General features: G+C 43.1%; 24 protein-coding genes. 13 read left to right on the top strand and 11 right to left on the bottom strand.

Translation table 11 applies throughout. From position 1 onward, the window contains the following. Window positions 1-7: 7 nt before the first annotated feature. The 13 genes from EE116_RS13045 to EE116_RS05325 all read left to right on the top strand — a co-directional run bounded on the left by EE116_RS13045 (window position 8) and on the right by EE116_RS05325 (window position 12,525). Window positions 8-322, top strand: a complete 315-nt coding sequence (locus EE116_RS13045) for a TonB-dependent receptor domain-containing protein (protein WP_277418947.1) — start codon at window positions 8-10, stop codon at window positions 320-322. A gap of 175 nt (window positions 323-497) precedes the next feature. After that, window positions 498-1,127: a MotA/TolQ/ExbB proton channel family protein gene (locus tag EE116_RS05380; protein ID WP_122873557.1), complete on the top strand. Its 630-nt coding sequence runs from the start codon at window positions 498-500 to the stop codon at window positions 1,125-1,127. Next, window positions 1,105-1,527 carry an ExbD/TolR family protein gene (locus EE116_RS05375; protein ID WP_122873556.1) on the top strand — a complete coding sequence of 141 codons (423 nt, stop codon included), beginning with the start codon at window positions 1,105-1,107 and terminating at the stop codon, window positions 1,525-1,527. Before EE116_RS05380 ends, EE116_RS05375 begins: the two co-directional genes overlap by 23 nt. A 50-nt stretch (window positions 1,528-1,577) precedes the next feature. After that, the gene (locus EE116_RS05370; protein ID WP_122873555.1) at window positions 1,578-3,650 is read left to right on the top strand and encodes a TonB-dependent receptor; all 2,073 of its coding nucleotides are present in this window, start codon (window positions 1,578-1,580) and stop codon (window positions 3,648-3,650) included. Beyond that, window positions 3,640-4,620 (top strand): FecCD family ABC transporter permease, encoded by a 981-nt coding sequence (locus EE116_RS05365; RefSeq protein WP_122873554.1) that lies wholly within the window; start codon window positions 3,640-3,642, stop codon window positions 4,618-4,620. Before EE116_RS05370 ends, EE116_RS05365 begins: the two co-directional genes overlap by 11 nt. Window position 4,621: 1 nt before the next feature. Next, window positions 4,622-5,389, top strand: coding sequence for an ABC transporter ATP-binding protein (locus tag EE116_RS05360; protein ID WP_122873553.1), 768 nt, complete (start codon window positions 4,622-4,624; stop codon window positions 5,387-5,389). A 30-nt stretch (window positions 5,390-5,419) separates the two neighbouring features. Beyond that, window positions 5,420-6,241 (top strand): ABC transporter substrate-binding protein, encoded by an 822-nt coding sequence (locus EE116_RS05355; protein ID WP_122873552.1) that lies wholly within the window; start codon window positions 5,420-5,422, stop codon window positions 6,239-6,241. After that, window positions 6,241-7,026: an energy transducer TonB gene (locus tag EE116_RS05350; RefSeq protein ID WP_122873551.1), complete on the top strand. Its 786-nt coding sequence runs from the start codon at window positions 6,241-6,243 to the stop codon at window positions 7,024-7,026. Before EE116_RS05355 ends, EE116_RS05350 begins: the two co-directional genes overlap by 1 nt. Continuing rightward, window positions 7,027-8,250, top strand: a complete 1,224-nt coding sequence (locus EE116_RS05345; protein WP_122873550.1) for a radical SAM protein — start codon at window positions 7,027-7,029, stop codon at window positions 8,248-8,250. It abuts the gene before it with no gap. Continuing rightward, complete coding sequence (locus EE116_RS05340) at window positions 8,247-8,756, top strand: flavodoxin family protein (RefSeq protein WP_122873549.1); 510 nt, start codon at window positions 8,247-8,249, stop codon at window positions 8,754-8,756. The genes EE116_RS05345 and EE116_RS05340 overlap by 4 nt, the downstream gene beginning before the upstream one ends. Before the next feature lie 566 nt (window positions 8,757-9,322). Beyond that, window positions 9,323-10,156, top strand: coding sequence for a UTP--glucose-1-phosphate uridylyltransferase GalU (galU, locus tag EE116_RS05335; RefSeq protein WP_122873548.1), 834 nt, complete (start codon window positions 9,323-9,325; stop codon window positions 10,154-10,156). Continuing rightward, the gene (locus EE116_RS05330; RefSeq protein ID WP_122873547.1) at window positions 10,143-11,372 is read left to right on the top strand and encodes a glucose-6-phosphate isomerase; all 1,230 of its coding nucleotides are present in this window, start codon (window positions 10,143-10,145) and stop codon (window positions 11,370-11,372) included. The genes galU and EE116_RS05330 overlap by 14 nt, the downstream gene beginning before the upstream one ends. A gap of 715 nt (window positions 11,373-12,087) precedes the next feature. Continuing rightward, complete coding sequence (locus EE116_RS05325; protein ID WP_122873546.1) at window positions 12,088-12,525, top strand: Dps family protein; 438 nt, start codon at window positions 12,088-12,090, stop codon at window positions 12,523-12,525. A 1,117-nt stretch (window positions 12,526-13,642) separates the two neighbouring features. Here the strand turns inward: EE116_RS05325 and EE116_RS05315 are convergent. The 11 genes from EE116_RS05315 to napG form a co-directional block, all read right to left on the bottom strand. Continuing rightward, window positions 13,643-14,833, bottom strand: a complete 1,191-nt coding sequence (locus EE116_RS05315; protein WP_122873545.1) for a major outer membrane protein — start codon at window positions 14,831-14,833, stop codon at window positions 13,643-13,645. A 178-nt stretch (window positions 14,834-15,011) separates the two neighbouring features. Further along, on the bottom strand, window positions 15,012-15,575 hold the full coding sequence (locus tag EE116_RS05310) for a c-type cytochrome (protein WP_241091646.1): 564 nt from the start codon (window positions 15,573-15,575) through the stop codon (window positions 15,012-15,014). Window positions 15,576-15,656: 81 nt separating this feature from the next. Beyond that, the gene (locus EE116_RS05305) at window positions 15,657-16,844 is read right to left on the bottom strand and encodes a porin (protein ID WP_122873543.1); all 1,188 of its coding nucleotides are present in this window, start codon (window positions 16,842-16,844) and stop codon (window positions 15,657-15,659) included. Window positions 16,845-17,148: 304 nt separating this feature from the next. Then, window positions 17,149-17,631, bottom strand: a complete 483-nt coding sequence (locus EE116_RS05300) for a hypothetical protein (protein WP_241091645.1) — start codon at window positions 17,629-17,631, stop codon at window positions 17,149-17,151. Beyond that, window positions 17,603-18,238, bottom strand: a complete 636-nt coding sequence (locus EE116_RS05295; protein ID WP_122873541.1) for a hydrogenase-4 component G — start codon at window positions 18,236-18,238, stop codon at window positions 17,603-17,605. Before EE116_RS05295 ends, EE116_RS05300 begins: the two co-directional genes overlap by 29 nt. A 69-nt stretch (window positions 18,239-18,307) precedes the next feature. Beyond that, entirely contained in the window at window positions 18,308-18,655 is a 348-nt protein-coding gene (locus tag EE116_RS05290) for a chaperone NapD (protein ID WP_122873540.1), read from the bottom strand. Continuing rightward, window positions 18,652-19,623 carry a WD40 repeat domain-containing protein gene (locus EE116_RS05285; protein WP_122873539.1) on the bottom strand — a complete coding sequence of 324 codons (972 nt, stop codon included), beginning with the start codon at window positions 19,621-19,623 and terminating at the stop codon, window positions 18,652-18,654. The genes EE116_RS05290 and EE116_RS05285 overlap by 4 nt, the downstream gene beginning before the upstream one ends. Next, a complete protein-coding gene (locus tag EE116_RS05280; protein ID WP_122873538.1) occupies window positions 19,620-20,090 on the bottom strand; it encodes a 4Fe-4S dicluster domain-containing protein in 471 nt (156 codons plus the stop codon). The genes EE116_RS05285 and EE116_RS05280 overlap by 4 nt, the downstream gene beginning before the upstream one ends. Further along, complete coding sequence (locus EE116_RS05275; RefSeq protein ID WP_122873537.1) at window positions 20,087-20,686, bottom strand: nitrate reductase cytochrome c-type subunit; 600 nt, start codon at window positions 20,684-20,686, stop codon at window positions 20,087-20,089. The genes EE116_RS05280 and EE116_RS05275 overlap by 4 nt, the downstream gene beginning before the upstream one ends. Continuing rightward, window positions 20,683-21,483: a quinol dehydrogenase ferredoxin subunit NapH gene (gene napH, locus EE116_RS05270; RefSeq protein ID WP_122873536.1), complete on the bottom strand. Its 801-nt coding sequence runs from the start codon at window positions 21,481-21,483 to the stop codon at window positions 20,683-20,685. The genes EE116_RS05275 and napH overlap by 4 nt, the downstream gene beginning before the upstream one ends. Then, window positions 21,480-22,244, bottom strand: coding sequence for a ferredoxin-type protein NapG (gene napG / locus EE116_RS05265; protein ID WP_122873535.1), 765 nt, complete (start codon window positions 22,242-22,244; stop codon window positions 21,480-21,482). Before napG ends, napH begins: the two co-directional genes overlap by 4 nt.

Raw genomic sequence — 22,244 nt, 5'->3', positions numbered from 1 at the left:
CAAAGAGGTGCCCTACGTTTCAAAACACAAATTTATATTCGGCGCGGACTACGAGATCGTGAACGACTTGCACTTGTTTGCGGACTATAAATTTTACTCAAAGAAAAAGGACGTAAACTACGACAACATCTCCTCTCGCAGCATCGTGGACGCAGGCGTTTCGTATAAATTTAAAAACGGATTTGGCATAACAGGAGGCGTAAAAAATCTCTTTAACAAAAAATACTACGACTACCAAGGCAAAAACAACCAAACCGGCATCTACGAGTACAGTCCGGCAAACGAGAGAAACTACTACGTAGAGTTTAAGTACACCTACTAAACCGCTAAATTTAGGGCTCTGTACCCTAAATTTGCCTTTTTGGACGCTCCGTTTTTCTGCGAAACGTTATTTGGATTTTATTATCTAACGTTATGAAATACCGTCAAATTTTATTACCGATTAATGATAGCAGCGGTATAATAAACCGCTTTTGATAATTAATATTAGGATTAAAATGTTTGAGTATATAGAAGTCGGCGGTATATTTATGTGGCCGATATTTTGCCTCTCGGTGCTCGGTATTGCGGTGCTTCTTGAAAAGGGAGCGTATTTTTTATTTACCGAGATAGACGCGACTAGTTCGTTTAAGATCAAGCTTTGCAATCTTATTTTAGAAGGCGACTACGCAAAAATCAAAGAGTTTTGCAAAAGCTACAAAAACTCGCTTGCCAAAACCGCGCTTTTCGTAGCGGAAAATTTGGGCGAAGGTGCAAGCAAAACGCAGATCGACTACATCGCCGAGGAGGCCGTATCCATGCAGCTAACCTCGCTTGAGCGGCGCACGTGGATACTGGGGCTTTGCGCGAGCGCGAGCCCGCAGCTAGGGCTACTGGGCACCATAGTTGGTATGATAAAGGCCTTTAGCGGACTTAGCGGCGGAGTGGACGCTCCGCTCGTTGCGGTCGGTATCTCCGAGGCGCTTTATACGACGGCTTTTGGGCTTATAGTGGCGATTCCTTGCGTGATATTTTTTCTCATGATTAGCAAGAAAATAGATTTCATCCTAAACGACCTAAACCGCATTATGAGCCTGTTTGGACGCAGTTTTGAAAGGAGAAGCTGTGAAGTATGTCCGCAGAAATAAGACCAGATACGCCGGCATCTCGATGCTAAATCTGATCGACGTGATATTCGTGCTTTTGCTATTTTTTATGGTTACGACCTCTTTTAATAAATTTGCCCATATCGACATCGCCCTACCCCAAAGCGCGTCAAATTTAGACGAAAAAGATACCAAAAACGTCGAGGTTTTTTATCTGCTTAGCGGCGAAGTGCTTTTAAGCGTAGGCGGCGAGCAAAAGAGCCTAAATTTGACGGATCTAGCCGCTCAAATCGCAAATTTAACCCCAAAGCAAAAAGAGAGCGTCAAACTAAACGCCGATGAAGCGATAAACTACGGCGAGGTCGTAAATTTGATCTCTATTTTAAAAGATAGCGGTACGCAAAACGTCGAGCTAAATATCAAGAAAAAGCCCAAAGGATAGAAAATGAGCCTAGTTTTATCTCCCTGTAAATTTAACCAAGGAGAGTAACTATGATTGCCAGATCAAGCAAAGGAGCTATCGCGCTTTCGCTGATAGCGAGCATAAATTTATACGCCGCAGAGGGCGGCTCTACGAGACTAGACGCCACCGTCATAACTACGACGGGCTTTGAGAGTGCGCTAAAAGACGAGGTTAGAAACGTAACCGTTATAACCGCAAAAGAGATAGAGGATAGGGGATACCGCGATATCAAAGAAGCGCTAGAAAAAGCTCCCGGCGTCAGCCTAAACGGCAACAACGTAGATATGCGCGGACAAGGCTCCAGAAGGAGCTCGTCGGCTAGATCTACTACGACCGTAAAGGTGATGGTGGACGGCGTCGCGCTAAACATGATAGACACTACGCCTACTAGAATCCCCGTAGATATGATACCTATCGAGGACGTAGATAGGATAGAGATAGTCCCGGGAGGCGGCACCGTGCTATACGGCAGCGGTACGATGGGAGGCGTGATAAACATCATCACCAAAAAGAGCAAAAAGAAATTTTACGCGGGCGTCTCTAGCAAGCTAGCCTCCTACTCCTATAAAGACGTAGCCCTAAACGTCGGCGGCGGAGTGACGGACGCGCTATCTTTAAAACTAAACGCGAAAAAATCGGACTCAAACGGATATAGACGCGGGGATAAAACCAAAGAGGACTACGTCTCGGGCGGCCTAACCTATCAGATAACGGACGATCGGGCGCTATCTATCGACTCAAGCTATTTTAAAGACAAAAGCCGCACCACCGGCGCTCTAAGCAAAGCTCAGCTAGAGCAAGACAGAAGGCAAGCGGGATCAAGCAAAACCGACTATCTAAACAAAAGAGTTAGCGTAAACGCCGACTACTCTATAAATTTAAACGACGCGCTGACGTTTAATCTATCGCCTTATTATCAAAAACTCACCATGGACTCGTATAGCGCCTACAAAGACGGCGGCAGCGGAGAGCTAGGGCTAACCGATAAACAAGCCGGAGCTAAATTTAAGGGCAAATACGGCTACGGCAGCGGAGATTTTATATTCGGCTACGATTTTTTAAGACAAGAGGCCAAAAGATCTATACGCTCAAAATCCACCGGAAGACGCGGCCCTGTCATGGTAAGCGCCGACGTCACGACCAAATTTGACGTAGAAAAGAAAACGCATTCGTTTTACTTACTAGAAAAGCACGACTTCACCGATCAGTTTTCTTTGAGCGCGGGATATAGGTTCGAGCTAGCTAGAAACGATATGGATAGACGCTCAAAATCCGTCGTAAAGATGACGCCTGGCCGGACGATAACTAGCGATTCGTCCTTTAAAGGCAAGAAAAACTCGGACAACCACGCCTTTGAGATAACGCCTAGCTTTAAATACTCAGACACCGGCAACGTTTATTTTAAATTTGAGCGCGGCTTCGTCTCGCCGTCGCCCGTTCAGTTCGTCGATAAGCCAAACAGAACCGACTACGTAGTAAATAATCTAAAATCAGAAACCTACCAAACCTACGAGCTTGGCGTGAGGGATATGATCTATGATAATTTCATAAGCGCGACCGTGTTTTTAACCGATACGAAAAACGAAATCTACACCAGAACGCTAACTAACAACATAACCGACGGCTGGTTTTTTATAAATTTAGACGACGTTAGGAGATACGGAGCCGAGCTCTACGCCGAGCAGCAAATTTTAGACAACTTAAAAACCAGCCAGACCTTCTCCTACGTAAAAGCCGAATTTAAAAAAGGCAACAACAAAGGCATGGAGGTGCCGACCGTACAAAAGAGCAAATTTGTCGCTAGCATCGACTACGAGCCGATCAAGGATTTAAATTTACTCCTTGACGTCAAATACCTATCAAAGCTAAAAAGGGCTATCTACTCGGGCGTGACGGACATATCTGGCTACGAGACGCAAACCGTATCCAGAACGCTAGTAGATCTTGGGGCGAAGTATAAATTTAAAGGCGGATTTTCAGTCTCTGCGGGAGTTAAAAATTTATTCAACAAAAAATATAACGCCTATCAAAGCGAGCTAGAGGACATATACGAGCCTGCCGACGAGAGAAACTACTACGTAGAGTTTAAGTATGCCTACTAAAAACGGAGTTACGGCGGTTTTGGCGGCGCTTACGGCGCTGCTTTTTATATTTTCGCTTAGCCTCGGCGGCGCCGATATCTCGTGGCAAGATATAATCAAATTTGCAAGCGGCGGCGAGATAGACGAGATAAAGGAAACCATCCTGCTAGAAATCCGCCTTCCACGCGTCATAATGGCCTTTTTGATCGGTATGCTTTTAGCAAGCTCCGGCGTCGTCGTGCAAAGCGTATTTTTAAATCCGCTAGCAGACCCCTACATCATCGGTATCGCCTCCGCCGCGACCTTTGGCGCCGTGGTGGCCTATCTTTTAAAATTGCCCGATTTTTACTACGGAGTGTTTGCATTTTTCAGCGCGGCGATACTTTCGGTGCTGATCTTTAAACTCTCCAAAAAAGGCAAATCCATCGCCACGCTTCTTATTATAGGCATCGCGTTTTCGTCGTTTTTGGGTGCATTTACGAGCTTTGCGACCTACCTCATCGGCGAGGATAGTTTTAAGATAGTAGCGTGGATGATGGGCTACGTGGGCTCTGCCAACTGGGAAAAGATCGCCTACATCAGCGTTCCTCTCGTGCTATCTATGGCGTATTTTTACTTTAAGCGATTTGAGCTAAACGTCATATTAAGCGGCGACGAGGAGGCTCAAAGCCTAGGCGTGGACGTAGAAAAGATGAAAAAACGCCTACTTATCGTTTCATCCTTAGCCGTGGCGTTTTCGGTAGCGTTTACGGGCATGATAGGCTTTGTTGGACTAATCATCCCGCATACGCTGCGCATGATACTAAAGACCTCGAGCAACATCGTTTTGATACCTATTAGCGCCTTTGCGGGCGGGTTTTTCCTGCTAGCCTGCGACACGATAGGCAAAAGCGTCCTAAGCCCGACCGAGATACCTATCGGCGTGGTTACGGCGTTTTTCGGCGCTCCGTTTTTTCTATTTTTAGCTATCCGCTCAAGCAGGAGCATTTAAAGTGAAAATAGAAAAACTATGCTTTAGCTACGGCAAAAAAGAGATACTAAAAAACGTAAATTTAAGCCTCAAAAATGGTCGTTTCGTAGGGATTTTGGGTCCAAACGGCTGCGGCAAATCCACTCTTTTAAAAAATATCCTAAGAATTTTATCGCCAAATAGCGGCGTAATAACACTGGAAAACAAAAAGCTGGAGGATTATTCGCTAAAAGAGCTGGCTAAAATTTTAGGCTTCGTCCCGCAAAAAACGGTTTTAAGCATGCCTCTTACGGTCGAGGACATCGTGCTAACGGGGCGCTTTTGCCATCTAAAAAGCCAGTTTAGCGGATACGACGCAAACGACGTAGCCAAAACCTACGAGATCATGCGCCTACTTGACGTAGAGCGGTTCGCCAAACGCAGCGCCCACTCTTTAAGCGGCGGCGAATTTCAGCGCGTACTGCTAGCTAGAGCGCTAGTTAGCGAGCCAAAGATTTTGCTTCTTGACGAGCCTACGAGCGCGCTGGATCTAAACTACGGGGTTCAGATGCTAAAGATCTGCGAGAATTTGACCGCGGAGCTAAATTTACTCTCCGTAGCCGTGCTGCACGATCTAAATTTGGCCGCTATGTTTTGCGACGAACTCGTGATGCTAAAAGACGGCGAGATACGCTATACAGGCACGGCAAAGCAGCTTTATACGAAAGAAATTTTACATGAAATTTACGGACTAAACTGCGAAATTTTAGAACACGACGGCATGCCGTTCGTAGTGCCAATAAAGCGATAAATTTACAAATCAAATTTGAAAGGATTTTCTATGAAAAAAATAGCCGCACTTTTACTTGCTGCCAGTTGTCTTTTGGCAAATTTAACCGCAAACGCGCCCAAAAAACTAGTCGTACTAGACCCATCGGTCGTCGAGATAGTCTATATGCTAGGCGCGCAGGATCAGCTAGCGGCCATCGCTACGCTTCAGTTTTCTAAAATTTGGCCCGAGGATCAAACCGTAAAGCTAAAAAGCGTAGGCACGTACACAAAGCCAAATATCGAGCAGATCGTCGAGCTAAAGCCTGATCTTGTTATCACCAGCTTTCACTCGGCAAACGTAAACGAGAGCCTTGCTAAATTTAACCTAAAAACCCTCACGCTAAAAGCCGATAGCGTCGGCGATATCTACAAAAATATCGAAGAAATCGGCAAAGTAACGGGCAAAGAGCAAAAAGCGAGCGAAGTCGTAAGCGAGATAAAATCCAAAATCGACTCTTTTGCAAACAGCGAAGTAAAAGGCAAAAAAATACTCGCAGTATTTTCCTCGACGCCGCTTACCGGCTTTAGCTCAAAGACGCTGCCGGGCGATATCTTTAACAAACTAGGACTAAAAAACATCGCCGATAACGTAGAGGGCTCGACTCCGATCGTCTCGACCGAGTTTATCTTGTCGCAAAATCCGGACTTCATCGTCGTTATCGGCGGTATGGGCGGTGATGGCGAAAATTTCCTAAAACAAAATCCGGTGCTTAAAAAAACGGCCGCCGCAAAAAACGGCAAAGTGCTCACCGTGCCCTCCTCGATGCTACTTAGAGGAACGCCTCGCATAGGCGAAGCCGTAGATAAATTTTACGAGATGCTAAGCAAATAATGCGCTATTTTCTAGTCTCGCTCGTCTTAAATTTAGCTCTGCTTTTTTTGCCGTTAAACTCGCGCCAGATAGAGAGCGCAAAACCGCAAGAAACGATAAAGATCAAGCTAAATTTGACGCAAGAAGAGCCTAGTAAAGAGACTAGAGAGTATGTGCCGCCTCAAAGCGCCGAGCCGCTAGAAAAACCTATGGAATGGCCGCAAGAAACGCAGCCTCAACCGGTCAAATTTGAGCCTGAGCCCGAGCCCGAAATTTTAAAGCCCGAGCCAAAGCCGGTAGAGCCGGAATTCAAAAAGCCAAAGGAGGAGAAAAAGCAACCCCCAAAGCCCAAAATAAAAAAGCAAATCTCGCCAAAGCCGGCGCAAGCGGTAAAAGACGAGCCTAAATTTGAACCAGCACCAGCGCCCATGCCGACTCAAATTTTACCCGCCGAGCAAAGCGCGCAGCTTAGCTCAAATTTAACCCCTGCAAAGCAGCCCGCCGCGCAAGATAGCGGCGAAGCAAAAGAGCAAAACGCATGCAAAGAGGGCGTGGGCTTTACCGTGGCGCGCGAACCCGAGGCCAAATACCCCAAAAAAGCGCTCATGCTGCGGCTAAGCGGGACGTTTAGAGTCGAAGTAGATTTTAAATTTGACGGAGAGATAAAGATCATAGCCGTTCGCGGGAAAAATAAAATTTTTAACGACGAAGCGGTGAAAATAACAAAGGAGTTAGAAATTAAAGCGTTAAAAAATATATCACACTGTATAATTACCAAACCTTACGAGTTCAAAACGGAGGAATAGATGTTTGAAACCAGGCAAAAAGGGCACGCCGGACCGACGCGTCCTAAAAAGATAAAGATGGCGACTAACGCCGAGGTCGAGAAATTTTTAACCGAGGAGCTGCCGACGCAAAAGGACGGCGTGATATATATCCACGTGCCATTTTGCGATAATATCTGCTCGTTTTGCTCGATGAACCGCACGAAGCTAGAAGACGAGCTAGATAGCTACACGCAGTATCTACTGGGCGAGACCAGGAAATACGGTAAATTCCCGTATTTACAAGCCAAAGATATCCGCAGCGTCTATTTTGGCGGCGGAACTCCAACGATACTAAAAGAAAAGCACCTTGAGCCTATTATCATGGCTCTGCGATCAAATTTTAATATCTCGGACGACTGCGAATTTAGCCTAGAAACCACGCTGCATAATCTAAATTTGAGCAAAGTGCGCCTACTAGAAAGCCTAGGCGTAAACCGCTTTAGCATCGGCGTGCAGACCTTTTCGGACAAAGGTCGCAAGCTGCTAAATCGCGTCCACGACAAAAAAGGCGCGATAGAGCATCTAAAGATGATCAAGCAAAATTTTAGCGGCATGGTTTGCACGGATATTATATTTAACTACCCTGAGCAAACGATAGACGAAGTGCTAGAAGACGCCCGCCTAGTCGATGAGCTAAAGATCGACAGCACGAGCTTTTATTCGCTTCAGCTTTTTGAAAAATCGCAGCTCGCAAAGACGGTCTCGCAGGACTACTACGACGTAAATTACGAGCATAAGCTGCACAACGCTTTCTTTGAAAAGCTGCTGGGCACTGGCAACTACGAGGTACTAGAGCATACTAAATTTAATCGCATAGGCCGCGACCGCTATCAGTATATCCGCCTAAGCCACGAGGGCGCCGATATCCTGCCGCTAGGAAGAGGCTCGGGCGGAAGGCTAGGCTACTACGACATCTATAACGCAAAAGAAAAAATGCGCATGATAAACAAAGTAGACGACAAACAGCGTGCCGAAGCGCGACTAAAAAGCCTCTTTATGTACCCAAAAATCGACATCGCGCAGGTAAAAAGCCTAGTTAGCGATGAGACGTTTGACGCGCTAATGGAGTTTTTCAAAAAATGCGAAAGCAAAGGCTATATGCACATAGAAAACGGCTTTTTAAACTACACAACCGACGGCGTATTTTGGGGTATGTCGATCGGCACTGAAGTAGCAAATATCTCACAAAAGGACTTTGAATGAAAAAAATAGTTATCTACACGAGCGCGACCGGAAATACCGAGAAAGTCGGTCTTGCCATAGCAAACGAGCTTGGCTGCGAAGCGGTCAAATTTAGCGAGGATCTGCATCTGGATTTGGATCGCTACGACTTTATCGCGCTTGGATTTTACGTCGATAAGGGCGATGCCGAGCCTAAATTTAAACGCTTTTTGCGCGAGATAAAGGGCAAAAAAGTGGGCGTATTTATGACGCTAGGCATGGATCCCGAGCACGAGCACGCGATGAACTGCCTAGAAAAGGCAAAAGTCGTATTGCGCGAGGGCGAAAATGAAATTTTACGCGAGTTTTACTGTCAAGGCGCAATCGATCCAAAAGTCATCGAGCAGCTACGCAAAATGGGCGAAGCAGCGCCAAACGACCCGCGCTACGCCGTAACTCCGGAGCGCGAAGCCAGATGGGCTAGAGCCGCAACTCACCCAGACGCAAACGACCTAGAAAACGCTAAAGCAGCGTTTAAAGGGATATAAAATTGCCGCCGCCTGGCGGTAAAATTTGCTCAAAAAACGGGTGCATTTTAAACTCATAAATTTGCGCCCTATTTTTAGCTTTACTTTAAATTTTACTCACCGAGACCCGTATCTTGAAAACTATAAATTTGCAAATTTAATTCCAACAAAATTTCCAAAATCTGCGACGCTTTGCGCGAGCAAAGCAGTGTCGCTACCTTAAACGTGCAGTGGGGTTAGAGAGGGCTTGGGAGAGGAAGGGGCGACGCTTCGTAAGTAGAATCCCCTTCCTCTCCCAATAAAAGAGGAAAGCTTTAATTTGATAGAAGCTACAAATACGTAACGTTAAATTTGATGAAAACAAATTAGCACCATAGAGATGCAAATATCGGCAAGTAAAATTTGCAATTTTAACTTCAAATTTGAACATCAAGAATTAAGGCAACGTACCGTGAGATGACTTTTAGTAATTTCACTTCGTTACCCCCCCCCTGCAAGGCAAGCCGCAAATTTATCGCCAAATCATCCTTAATACTCCAAATTAGCCAAAACTCGCTATAATCTCCTAAAAAATCAAAAGGAAAATCATGATACAAACTTGTTTATTTCCCGCTGCGGGCTACGGCACGAGATTTTTGCCTGCGACCAAATCGCTGCCAAAAGAGATGCTGCCGATCCTCACAAAACCGCTGATCCACTACGGCGTGGACGAGGCGCTGGAGGCCGGCATGAAAAATATGGCGTTTATCACAGGCCGCGGCAAGCGCGCGCTGGAGGATTATTTTGATATCAGCTATGAGCTAGAGCATCAGATCTCTGGTACGAACAAAGAACACCTACTCGTCGATATCCGCGAACTGATGGCGCGCTGCACGTTTTCATTCACGCGCCAAGAGAGCATGAGAGGCCTAGGAAACGCCATCCACACGGGCAAAGTCCTCGTACGAGACGAGCCGTTTGGCGTGGTGCTAGCAGATGACCTATGCATCAATGAAGATGGCGAAGGCGTGCTATCTCAAATGGTAAAAATCTACGAGAAGTACCGCTGCAGCGTCGTCGCCGTGATGGAAGTGCCGATCGAGCAGAGCAAAAACTACGGCATCGTCACGGGTCGCGCGATCGAGGACGATCTGCTCATGGTTAGCGACATGGTCGAAAAACCGGACCCAAAAGAAGCTCCGAGCAACCTAGCCGTCATCGGTCGCTATATCCTGACGCCCGATATTTTCACTATCCTAGAGCGCACCAAGCCCGGCAAAAACGGCGAAGTGCAGATCACCGACGCGCTAAAAGAGCAAGCCAAAGACGGCATGGTGCTGGCGTATAAATTTAAAGGCAAGCGCTTTGACTGCGGTAGCGTTGAGGGCTTCGTGCAGGCGACCAATTTCTTCTACGAGCTAGGCAAAAATGCTAAAAAATGAGCTATTTTTCGAGCGTACGCCGCTAAGCGCGATCGGCTCCTACGCCAAACGCATGAACGACGAGCTAAAAGGCGGCGAGATCGGCTACTATCACCTGCCCGAAATCGGCGCAAATTTACTAAGCGAAATCGCCGAGTTTGAAACGACGCTCGCGCACGTAAAAAGCGTAGTGCTAGTAGGCATCGGCGGTAGCAGTCTAGGCGTCAAGGCGCTAAAAACGATGCTCTCAAGCGCAAAAAGGAGCCGCGAGCGAGAGCTTTATTTTCTTGATAACGTAGACGCCTTTAGCTTTGAAAGCGTTTGCGAAAGTGTCAAATTTTACGAAACGCTTTTTATCATCTCGTCAAAATCGGGCACCACGATCGAGACGATCACGCTATTTAAGTGCATTTTAGAGCGCTTTAAACCCTCAAATTTGAGCGCAAATTTTATCGTCATCACCGATCCCGCCTCGCCGCTAGAAGCCTACGCGAAGCAAAACGGTATCAAATTTTTTAATATCCCTAAAAACGTCGGCGGCAGATTTAGCGTGCTTAGCGCGATCGGTCTGGTACCGCTAATGCTATGCGGATACGACGCGGCGGCGCTGCTAGAAGGCGCGCGAGCGTGTAAAAGACGATTTTTAGAGGACGGCGACGATACGCTGCTACAAAAAGCCTACCACTACGCGACGCACAAAAACGCCAAGATCAACGTGATATTTAGCTACGGCGATAGGTTTTTGGAGTTTAATGACTGGTACGTGCAGCTGTGGGCGGAGAGCCTGGGCAAGAAAAAGGGCTACAAACGCTACGGACTCACACCCGTCGGACTCATCGGTTCGCGCGATCAGCACAGCTTTTTGCAGCTCATCATGGACGGCGTGAAGGACAAAACGGTAAGCTTCATCAAGGTAGCCGTCGCGGACGCAAACACGGCGATACCGAGCATTAGCCTAAACGGCCTTGAGGGCTGCGACTTCGTAAACGGGCTAAATTTGGGCGAGCTAATCAACGCCCAGTGCAGCGCCACCATGCATGCGCTCGTGCAAGAAGGCATCAGCGTGGACGTCATCGAGCTTGAGCGGCTAGACGAGGCGAGCGCGGGATTTTTGATTTATTATTTCGAACTTCTCACGTCGGCTACTGGCATAATGCTAGGCATAAACACTTACGATCAGCCGGGCGTCGAGGTCGGCAAGCGCATACTAAAGACGATGCTGACAGCCGGAAAATAAAGGCTGCGGCGTAAATTTATGCGGATTTTGCTTTATGAAGCTGCGGCAAATAAGCCGTTAGTCTCGCAATTTTTTGAGCTGACGGCTCAAATTTGTGGTATTTTTGGTAAATTTGAGTTTAAATTTGCCCTGGCTTTATTTTGGCATATTTGAGGCGGAAATTTAACGCGCATCCACCAATACCAGCAAACGAACGACTAATCTCCACTACCCTATACGCTTTTATTTCGTTTTTGCAGTGTTGATAACTCAAGGCGTAAATTTGGCGCAACGTTGCGTGATCTTTAGTCTTTGCCAAAGTTGTGCGAATAAATTTATCGGCAAATTTGCTAGATTTTACTTTTTCGATACCGCTGGCTTGATCATAAATATTATTTGGCAAACACACTTATAGACAAATTTAACAGCTTCTGCTGTATATCATCCTATAATTTGCAATATAAATTTCTAAACTTTTGCCCTCTCATTACCAAAACTTTCTTTCTGGGTATTTTTGGCATGTTTAGTGAAATTTAAAAACCTACCAAAGAACGTGGACCTATTCGATCAAAAAAATTTTTATACCCCGTAGTAATATTTATCAACACTTGACAAAGTAATGTATTCTAAATTCTCAAAAAGTCTTCACAAACAATAATTTTTATTATTTGCAAATTATTTTTCTTTAAGTTTTATATGCTATAATTTCGTCACAAATCAAATCAAAGGAGACAAAATGTCAAAAGTTGTTACCCAGTTAAATCAAATCCAAGCTGACGCTCATGCGTTATTCGTTAAATTTCACGACTACCACTGGTATGTAAAAGGTATTCAGTTCTTTAGCGTACACGAATACACCGAAAAAGCGTACGAAGATATGGCAGAGATATTTGATGACGTCGCTGAGCGCGCTATACAGCTAGGCGGTAGAGCTATCACCAAAACAGAAGAGCTAAACAAGTTAGCTCATCCAAAAACAGATAACAAAGATAGCTACACCCCAACCGAGGTTTTAAAAGGCGTTTTGGCCGAGTACGAGCACTTGCTGGGCGAATTTAAAAAGCTAGAAGAAGTCGCTGAGGAAGCAAAAGACAGCACGACCGTAACTATGGCGCAAGATCAAATCGCCAAATACGAAAAAGCTATCTGGATGCTAAAAGCTACTTTGGCATAATTTTCGGGGCGAAAGCCCCTTTTTCTATTCTTTTTTTCTTTCAAATTTTAATTTCTACAAAATATCAACTTAGTTATCTTTAACATTTTCAAAACAAGCAGAAACTTAATACTCCAAAAAATCAACTTAAGCTCAACGAAGCTTAATACAAACATAAATAGCATTGAGTTGCAATGAGAACTATATTTTAAAAAGTAACGAGCCAAGCGAAGTTAAAAATAAGCATATAGTTAGTTTCAGAATTTCAGAGACGAAATTTAGAGAATTTTATAATATTTTTTATTTAGTATAGAAGATAATAAAATAGCGGATTTTACTAAAATCTTAGAAAAAAGAATCAACAAAACAACTAAAAACATCAGAATTTTAGTATCAAAAAAGTGCGAGCCCTTAAAGAGTAACGAGCGTAGCGAAGTTAAAATAAGTAATTTTAGCGACAAGATAGAGATTTTTAAAAGCAAGAAAGGTAGTGGTAAATAAAACACATGTATTTGGAATGCGAAAGCATGACGGCAAGATCTATGCCCAAATAATTAAAAACTACTCTACAAATGAGCTAATACCGATACTATATTTATTGAGACCATTGGAAACGCCTATGATGGTTAGGTTGACTAGCGAGCAAAGACTCATTGTAGAGTAAAATATTCAAAGAATGAACTAGTTTGCTATTTTGCAAGAAGCCAGCAGTAAAACCACATAAAAGGTCGAGAAAATTTTGGGATTATGTTAGATTGTCTAAATTTAAAAGAATCTTCTCTAAAGCATAGTAACACCGTAGTGACTACAGGAAGTCTAAGAAAAAGAGAGTTTTTGCTTCATTAAAAGAGCGTGAATTTAGGCTCAATAACAGTAAATATACAAAAACTTTCTATCATATTTTACCAAAGATGACAAGAGAGAATCCTCCTTAACTTATCTTGAGCCTAAAATTAGTTTATCATATAATGTAGTGATTTGGATGTTTTATTTGGGTGTTTTTGCTTGCAAATTTTATCAAGTACTTTTTAGATAACTTTAAAAGTCAAGTAAGGATTTGTACCTTATTTTTTTGAAAAGTATAACATAAAGACCCATAGAAAGGATATATCTCGGGATAAACCCGAGATATTTAAAATTAGAATGTGTATTTAGCTTGGAATCTTAGCTGTTTAGTCTTGTCTTTTGAGTCATCTTGGTGCTTGTTAATCTCATACGCATAGAAGCTTGAGAACTGAAGTTTAGCACTATAGTCATAAGTTAGTCTTGCTACATACTCTTGATATTTCTCTTTATCGCCTGAAGCAAGTTTAACTTTACCGTTAGAGTAATCGCCGCCCACTCTAAATTTCTCAGCAAAAGTGTATCCTGCCTTTAAGAACCAGAAGTTTGCTTTACCCTCAAGAGCAGTATAGTCAAGAGCAGATTTTATCTCGCCTACATCTATGAATGAACCTTGATCCTCTAAGCTTACAAAACCTTTAGCTTTGTCGTGAACTTTGTAGCCTATATAACCGGCAGCTACATCAGCGCCAAATACTTTTGTACCAAGCTCACCTGCATAGAAATCCGTATCTTTAAAGTTAACGCCAACATTATTGTCTATATCAGCGTGTGCATATTGAACTTGAGCGCCAATATTTACATCATCAGTAACATTAAGACTAAAGTTTACGTCACCTATGATGAGGTTAACAGAATCAACCAAAGATGCATACCATAGTTGGAAGCTTACCGGATCATAAGAGCCAATAGCGGCTACCGCATATAGGTTGTTATTAAAGATACCAGGGGCATTAGTGTAAATAGCGCCATCGCTCTCGCCGTTATTTTCTAATGCATCAAAAGCAAATGCAGTTAGAGTCAAGCCTGTAATATCTCTATTTTCAACTCTGACGCCAGTGCCTACAGCATCATCAGTAAAGAATGAACCTATGGTTTGCTTGCCTGCAGTTATTGTAGTGTTACCTACGTTATATCCAAGGTAAAATTCTTTTACGTTAAATGGACTTGTTGTATCTGTTCTATCGCTGCGTCCATCTGCATTAAAAGCTGAGCTATCATTAGAGTTGTATCTAAGCGTCAAAACACCAAAGAAATTATCATCTAAAGCAGCTTTAAAAGAAAATTCTGATTTAAATTGGTGATGTGCAGTCGTATTATCTTTTACGCCGTTAGCTTGCTTAACTGTAACGTTATTATATCTATATCTTGCATATCCAGAAAGATCTACATTTTTGATCGCCTCTTCAAGCGGCGTAGCACTCGCTACAGTTGAAAAAGCACCTAGTGCAACCAAAGCAGCCAATGAAATTTTAGCAATTTTCATTATTTTCTCCTCAAATAAGATTTAATATTTTAGAATCTTAACATAATGTAGCCTTTAACAAGCTTAAAAATTTTATATTTCTTTGGAATATTACCGAGCGTTTACTAAAATATACTATAGAGATTTAAAATTTGAAATATTTTTAACATGCCGAGCCAAATCGACTCGGCAAATTGGATTATTTTAAGTAGCTTCCTTGAGTAGGAGTAGTAGAGACGTCAGAGTTTTCCTGTTCGCTTCCCTTATATTGCAAAGCATCTTTGCCCTTTAAAAAGGCAATAATTGCCCCAAGGTCGCTATATTTTGTTTTAGCGGCAACGGTTTTCATTAGATTTCTCATATTTCCGCCATAGTCAGAATCGTTTAGATAACCAGAAAAAGCAGCCTCTATATCCTCTGCACTTACTTTAGTTAACTTTTTGGATGTGCCATAAGCTCTTTTATTCCCATCTTCGCCGTGACAAGAAGCGCAATTTTTAGCATACAGTTCGCGACCTTTTTCCACGCTATACCTTCTTTTGGTATCTACGCCGATATTTAAAAACTTGCCGCCACTATCAGTCTCAGGAGCTTTTTCATAAACGTTTATACTTATATTTTCGTCTTTAGAATATTTTTCTACCAAACTTTTTAGCTCTTTTGCAAATTCACCCTTTGCCTCGAATATATAACTCGGCTCGTCTGCAGCATTTAAAGAAAAAGTCAAAAGACATGCTAAAAGCGAAAAATGCATAAATTTCATGAAAAACCTTTTTGATAAATTTAAAAATCCCAAGCAAGGGAAATTTTGCTTGGGATTATAGCATAAAACTAGCTTTTTTGATTAGAAGCTGTATTTGGCTTCGAATCTTATGCGGTCGTGTTTATTTTTATGATCTCCGTCTTTTTCTTTAGCTGCTGCATAGAATGTAGAGAAATTAAGCTTTTTGCTGTAAGCATAGCTGCCGCCGACGTTCCACTCGTCTCTATCAACTCTCTTATTGTATCTATAGCTATAGCCTTTACCGTCTATATAGTTAGCATACAAACCAAATTCATTAAATTTATATGACGCTCCGATAAACCAATAGTCGTTTTTGCCTTTGATATTGTTATAGTATTGAGCGCTACCGTTCATTACAGAGTTAAGTAATTTGCCCGGATTGATTAATTTGCCGTTATCTTCAACAGTTACGAAAGATTTTTTATCGTCTTTGGCCTTATAGTAGATATAACCAGCATTTAAACCGACTCCGGCAAATCCTACGTCACCTTTAGCAGCAAAGAAATTTGCATCGCCAAAGTTATTGTCGTCTGATTCGTTGTGAACATATTGTGCTTGTAAGCCTAGTTTTACCGCATCTAGATCAAATTTCAAAGCCGCATCAGCTGCAAATAAATTTGCGGTATCCTCAAGGTATGCCCACCAAGCTTTAAAGTTTACAGGATCATAGCTTCCCATTGCACCCACGCCATAGTAGTTAAGGCTTTTTGATCCTGCTAGGCCTGATAGTAGTCGACCGTCATAGTCAATGCTATCGGTTTCAAGTGCGTCAAAAGCAACACCAACCAAAGTAAGACCTGATATATCAGTGTTTTGTACTCTTAAGCCAGTTCCTACCAAATCATCGTCAAAATATGTTTTAACAAATTGCTTGCCAGCTGTTATTGTAGTATTGTTTATGTTGTAGCCAAGATAAAATTCTCTTACACCAAATGAGCTTGTAGTATTGGTGGTATCGCCATTAAATCCAGAACCGTCACTTGCTGCGTATCTTAGACCCAATACGCCAAAGAAGTTGTCGTCAAGAGCAGCCTTAAAAGTACCTACAAATCTGAAGTTATGATTTGCATTATTTTTGTTGAATGCGCCTGGCATACCATTCCAGCGGACTTTATTGTGAGTATATCTATATCTTGCAAATCCAGAAAAATCTACATCTTTAATAGCTTCTTCAAGCGGAGTAGCATTTAAAGTAGAGAAAGCGCCTAGCGCAACCAAAGCAGCTAAAGAAATTTTAGCGAGTTTCATAAGTTCTCCTTTATAAAAGTTTTATAGTCATAATTTTAGCACAAAATCGGTCGTGGTAAGCTTAATGCAAAAATTTGACATAAATAATCATAAAACACGAATATATCAAGCTGTTTTAAGGCTATTTTTGATACTTAATATTATTAAAATAAGAATACTGCCAACAAAGCTTAAATATGAAAGCTTAATTTCAAGGATTTTTGCGAGATAAAAAGATAAAAAAGGGGACGCACATCCCCTTCTTAAAAGGAGTTCTAACTTTGATTGCTTGTGAGAATTATAAAATATTTCGGTAAATCAACGGCTAATCAAAGCTGATATTTTCACTTTTTGGAACATCAATTAGAATTTTTTTGTTGCTTTCTTGTTGCTGTGGGCTTTTTACAGAGTTTGTGCTTTTAAATTTCGCCACTTTTTTTACTTTATGCGTAACGTGGTGCGCTCCGCTTTTTATAAGTAGCATCTCTGTAACGAGACCGCCCGAAACGCTAGCATAAACGGTATCTCCGCTAGAAAAGTAAAATTTATCCGCACAGTACTTGCCGCTAGGCAGCTTGCCGTTTGATACGTCGATTGATTTTATATCGTAGCAGTATCTGCCGCCGTCGTAGGTTACGCTTGATATCACGCCGCGCAATGAGCCCTTAGCGGGCGCAGGTTTTTGAACGACTGGTTTTTGGACAACTTTTGGTGGCGGTTTTTGCTCAAAAAAAGCACAACCACTAAAAACCAGCAAAACGGCGACTAAATTTAAAAACTTAAGCCTGAACACTGAGTACGTTCCCACCGAGTTCGGCTATTCTTTTATCTACGGCTTGCGTTGCCTTTTCTATCGTTTTTTGCGAAATTTCAGGCAGTTTACCACCCCAAATTTTCTCAGCCTCTTTAAAGCCCCTTAGCATGCCTTCTTTTCCAGCTTCTAGCTTTTGCAAGTCGTCTCCTGCGGCGCTAATAATAAAATTTGAAATCCTATCCGCGGTGTTTGTGATACCGAAAAATCCATTCTCGCTCACTAGATCGCTGGCTTCGCTTTGGCTTAGTTGCGTTATAGGCTTGCCTTCATAGCCGATAGATTTAAAATCGACGCCGGACAAGATATCATTTAGGGAATTTATACTTTTGCTTTGAGCACCAAAAATGTCACTAAATTTTGCAGAGCCATTAAAAGCTGAAACCTGAGATAAAAAATTTGAACTCGAATTTGAGTCCGCTCTAGCTTGAAAATGCGACAAATAGCTATTCGTTAGCTGCTTTACGTCGATATTTGCATAGGCTTCTTGCATTCTTTTGATATTTTCGTTTTGATCTACGCTTGCCGAGTTTTGGACGTTCTGCACATCGTAGCGAGGTTGCGGGATGTATAGATTTTGGGGTAAGCCGTTCATGCTTTGCATTTTTTATCCTTTAGATTTTATTCTGTATTATATATCGTCAAATTTAGGATAAAGTTAACGGGTAAAAAATTATTTTACCCTATCGCCGACGTGGCCGTTATATACGATATCCTTAGCGTCGATATTTTCGTCAAGTAAAATCTCGCTTATCTTGCCGCTTTTTTTGATGCTTTCGATATCTTTTTCCAAGTCCTCTTGATAGCTATATATCATAGCGGCCCCAGCTACGCCCTCGACGCTTTCTAGCGCCTTAAAAAGCTCTATCTCGCCATCTAAATTTTCCGCGCTCATCACGACTACGATTTTGCCCTCTTGCGATGCGATAACCTCGCAGCCTTTTACTTGTTCGATTCTTTTAGCTACCTCGGCAGCTTCGTTTCCGTCTTTGGTATATACTATCGCACTTGATATGTTCATTTTACGCTCCAAAATTTAACCTCTTTTTCGTACGCGACGCTGATTAGCCTGCCGCTATCGGAGAGGTAAATTTCATTTAAAATTTGCTGTCCGGTTTTTACGGTCGCGAGTTTTGTTTTGCTTGCGATGTCGTAGACCAAGATATCGCTCTCTTCGCCGTTCATATACGCTAGCGTTTTGGCGTCGTCGCTAAGCCCCGTCGCATAAACGATAAAATCAGACTTAAAATAGCTCATCGAGCCGTTAAAAACGCCTGCTTGTTTGTCGATACAGCCCACGGCTACGACGTCATTTTTGTAGTCAATGTCGTACATATTGTCTTTAAAGAAATTTAGCGTTTGCTCGGTTTGGCGAGTTTTTAGATTATAGATATAAATCACGCCACTTTCGGCTCCGATAGCGATTTTGTCGCGGGTTTTGTTGATCTCAAAATCAACGTAAAGCGCGATAGAAAATTTATGTTTAAAGACCGCTTTTTTACTCTCTAGGTCGATATAGTAAATTTCATTGCCAAAGTCCGATACTACCGCCGTTTTTTCATCTATGAAAAAGGCTTTTTTAGCGGATTTATTAGCTAGGTGCATATTGCTAACCTCGTTCCAGCCATTGTTTTCTTTTTTAAAAACGTATAAATAGCGCTCATTGTAGTCCATCTCGGTTAAAACCAAAAGCATATCGCCCAAACGGTCGATACTAAAAACTTTCGCGGGCTCTTCGTCGCTAAAGTGTGTTTTGACCGTACGAAATTTGATCGGTTCTAAAAATTTATCCGCCTTTATGTCGTAAATATCAAGCTCGCCGCCGTCCGTGCCTAGATATAAAATTTCATCTATCAAATTTGAGCTTATCACGTTTGCGCCGGCTTTTATGACCTTATCAGGTTGTGATATCTCAAGCGGTGCCGCCGCTAAATTTGCGGTCAAATTTAAGCAAAAAATCGCCGTAAAAAATAAAATAAATTTTCTCATAACGCCTCCATTTTGATACTATTTGCGAAGCAAACTTCCATACACTGCGCGCAGCCCGTGCATTTTTGATTTACGCTCGGGCGAAAAACGCCTAAAAAATCGATCGCTCTAAATCTGCAAACGTCCTGACAGCTACAGCAAATCGTGCCGTTCCACGCAAGGCAACTATGCACATCTATAAAAATTTTAGCTTCGATTTTAGCTGCAAATTTTAAATTTAAAACCTCTCGTCCCGTCTCCTCGCAAGCGAGCGCGCACTCTTTACAAAAGTTGCATCCCAAGGACTTAAATTTAAAATTTACTCTCTCGTTTTCAAAACTCAAAAGCTCTCTATCGCAAGCGCTAACGCAAGGCGCTTCGCAATCCACACAATTAAATTCGCCGCAAAAATAAGGCGGAGCGATAAATTTTTGAGCGGTTTTGCCGCCCAAAAATTTAGCAAATAGTTCGCGTCTGGATACGCTCACCTAACGCCTTCGTTTAGTACGTCTAACAGATTGGAATGCTGAGACGAGTTAGCGTCGCGGTACTCCGGCTTAAAGTTATTTTTAAACTTAGCCTCTACATTCGCCTGTGGTACGTGGCAAACGGTACAGTTAAAGCGGTCGTCGCTAAGCTTACCGTCGAGGTCTTTTTTGTTTCTTATGCTATAAAGGTGCGATTTAGGGATCGCGGTCGCGCCGACGTCTTTTGCGACTTCAGGCATATGGCATGTAACGCACATATTATTATCCGCAGTTATCGGTATCAAACCCTCTAAATCATGAGGTATCATCGGCGGCGCATTTTCAAAAGAGCGCTCATATCTTTGCGCTTCACCTGCGGCAGGTTTCGTCCAGTTGATATCGGCTAGCTTTACCTCTTCTTCGTCCATAACGTCGTTAGCCGAACGCAAGATATTTAGATCCTTAGCTTCTTTGCTATCGGATGATTTTGATTTATTTTTTTGCTCTACTTTTTGAGTTTGTACGGAGCTAGATGATTTTTGTTCTTCTTTAGCTTCGGCATATCCCGAAAATACGAGGACGGCGCACGCCAATCCCGCCAAAATTCTCGCCTTCATTGATTTTTCTCCTTTAGTAAATTTTTAATATTAAATTTGAGCGCGTCGTCGTCGCAGACGTCGATACAGCGTCCGCAGCTGATGCACTCGCTCGAGGTTATAAACCCGCTTTGCTTGCCTATGATGCCAAGCACTTGGTTTTCCGGGCAGATTAGCTTACATTTCATACAGTTGGTGCAGCTAGCCACGTCGTGCTTTACTCTAATAAGGGCAAATTTGCCGGCTATCGCGTAAAAAGCGCCTAGCGGACAAAGCTTTGAGCAGACTAATCTATCGCCGGTAAACGCGTCTATCGCAAACACCCCAAACGCCACGAACAACCACAACGTGCCGCCGTAGATGACTCCGCGCTGAATAATGCCGATAAAGCTAACGCCCTCAAACGCCGGAGCCGAAGTGACTAGCGAGATAAAAAGCGTAAATCCTAAAACGTAATATCTCGCGCTTCGCGTGAAATTTACGAATTTTTTATCTTTATCGTAGCCAAGCTTTACTCGGACCCAGCGAGCGGTTTCAGTGATGATATTTACCGGGCAAACCCAGCTGCAAAATGCGCGCGGAGCGACGATCGCGTAAAAAGCAAATACGATAGCGGCCCCGACAAGAGCGCCCGAAGCAATACTAAAACTAGCTAGATATAACTGCAAAACGGCAAACGGATCGCTAAGAGGAACAACTCCAAAAAGCAAAGATGAGCTGAGATTGCCTTGTAAAATTTTAATTCCGTAGTAGTTGCTCGCAAAAAACAGCCCTAGGATCAAAATTTGACTTATCCTTCTTAAAATCAAATATTTCATAGCAAATCTCCGCTATTTAGATAGTCGTTTAGCTTTTTCTCATCAGTTTTAAACTCTTTTGGCTCAGCGTCTTTTAGCTTTTTATCCGCGCCCTCGACCCAGCCTTTTACGTACTGTTCGTTGCTAGAGCCAAGTCCTATCTCGCGCGGAAGCACGAAGATAGAAGCCTTTGGCGTCACGCAAACTTGCTCGCACATGCCGCAGCCAGTGCAGTAGTCGGCGTCCACGACCGGTTTAAAAAACGCATGCTTTTGCGTGCGTTCGTTGCGGACATATTCAAGCCTTAACGCTTTATCTATCAAAGGACAGGCGCGGTAGCAAGCGTCGCAGCGAAGCCCCTCGTAAGCGATGCAGAAATTTGGATCCAGCACCGCGATACCCATTTGCGCTTTGTTTATATTTAGCTTGCCGTTATCCTCGCTCACCAGCTTCGTATCTAGAGCTCCGGTCGGACAGGCGACCGTGCACGGGATATCCGTACACATATAGCAAGGGATATTTCGCGGAGTATAAAACGGAGTGCCATAAGGCAATCCGTCGTCTAAATCCGCAAGCTTAAGCGTATCCCAAGGACAGGCTTCTACGCAAAGCCCGCAGCGTATGCACTCGCTAAGGAAATTTTTCTCCTTTAAAGCACCCGGCGGCCTGATGAGTAGAGTTTGGGCTTTAGCCGTCGTTTGCGTACTCCAGATAAAGCCGCCCGCGAGAACCAAACTAATCGCTTTTAACCCAAATTTTAAAGCCTCTCTTCTATTTTGCAT

It is taken from the genome of Campylobacter showae, from assembly GCF_900573985.1.
Classification (GTDB): domain Bacteria; phylum Campylobacterota; class Campylobacteria; order Campylobacterales; family Campylobacteraceae; genus Campylobacter_A; species Campylobacter_A showae_E.
This window is presented reverse-complemented; position numbering and strand designations above follow the sequence as displayed.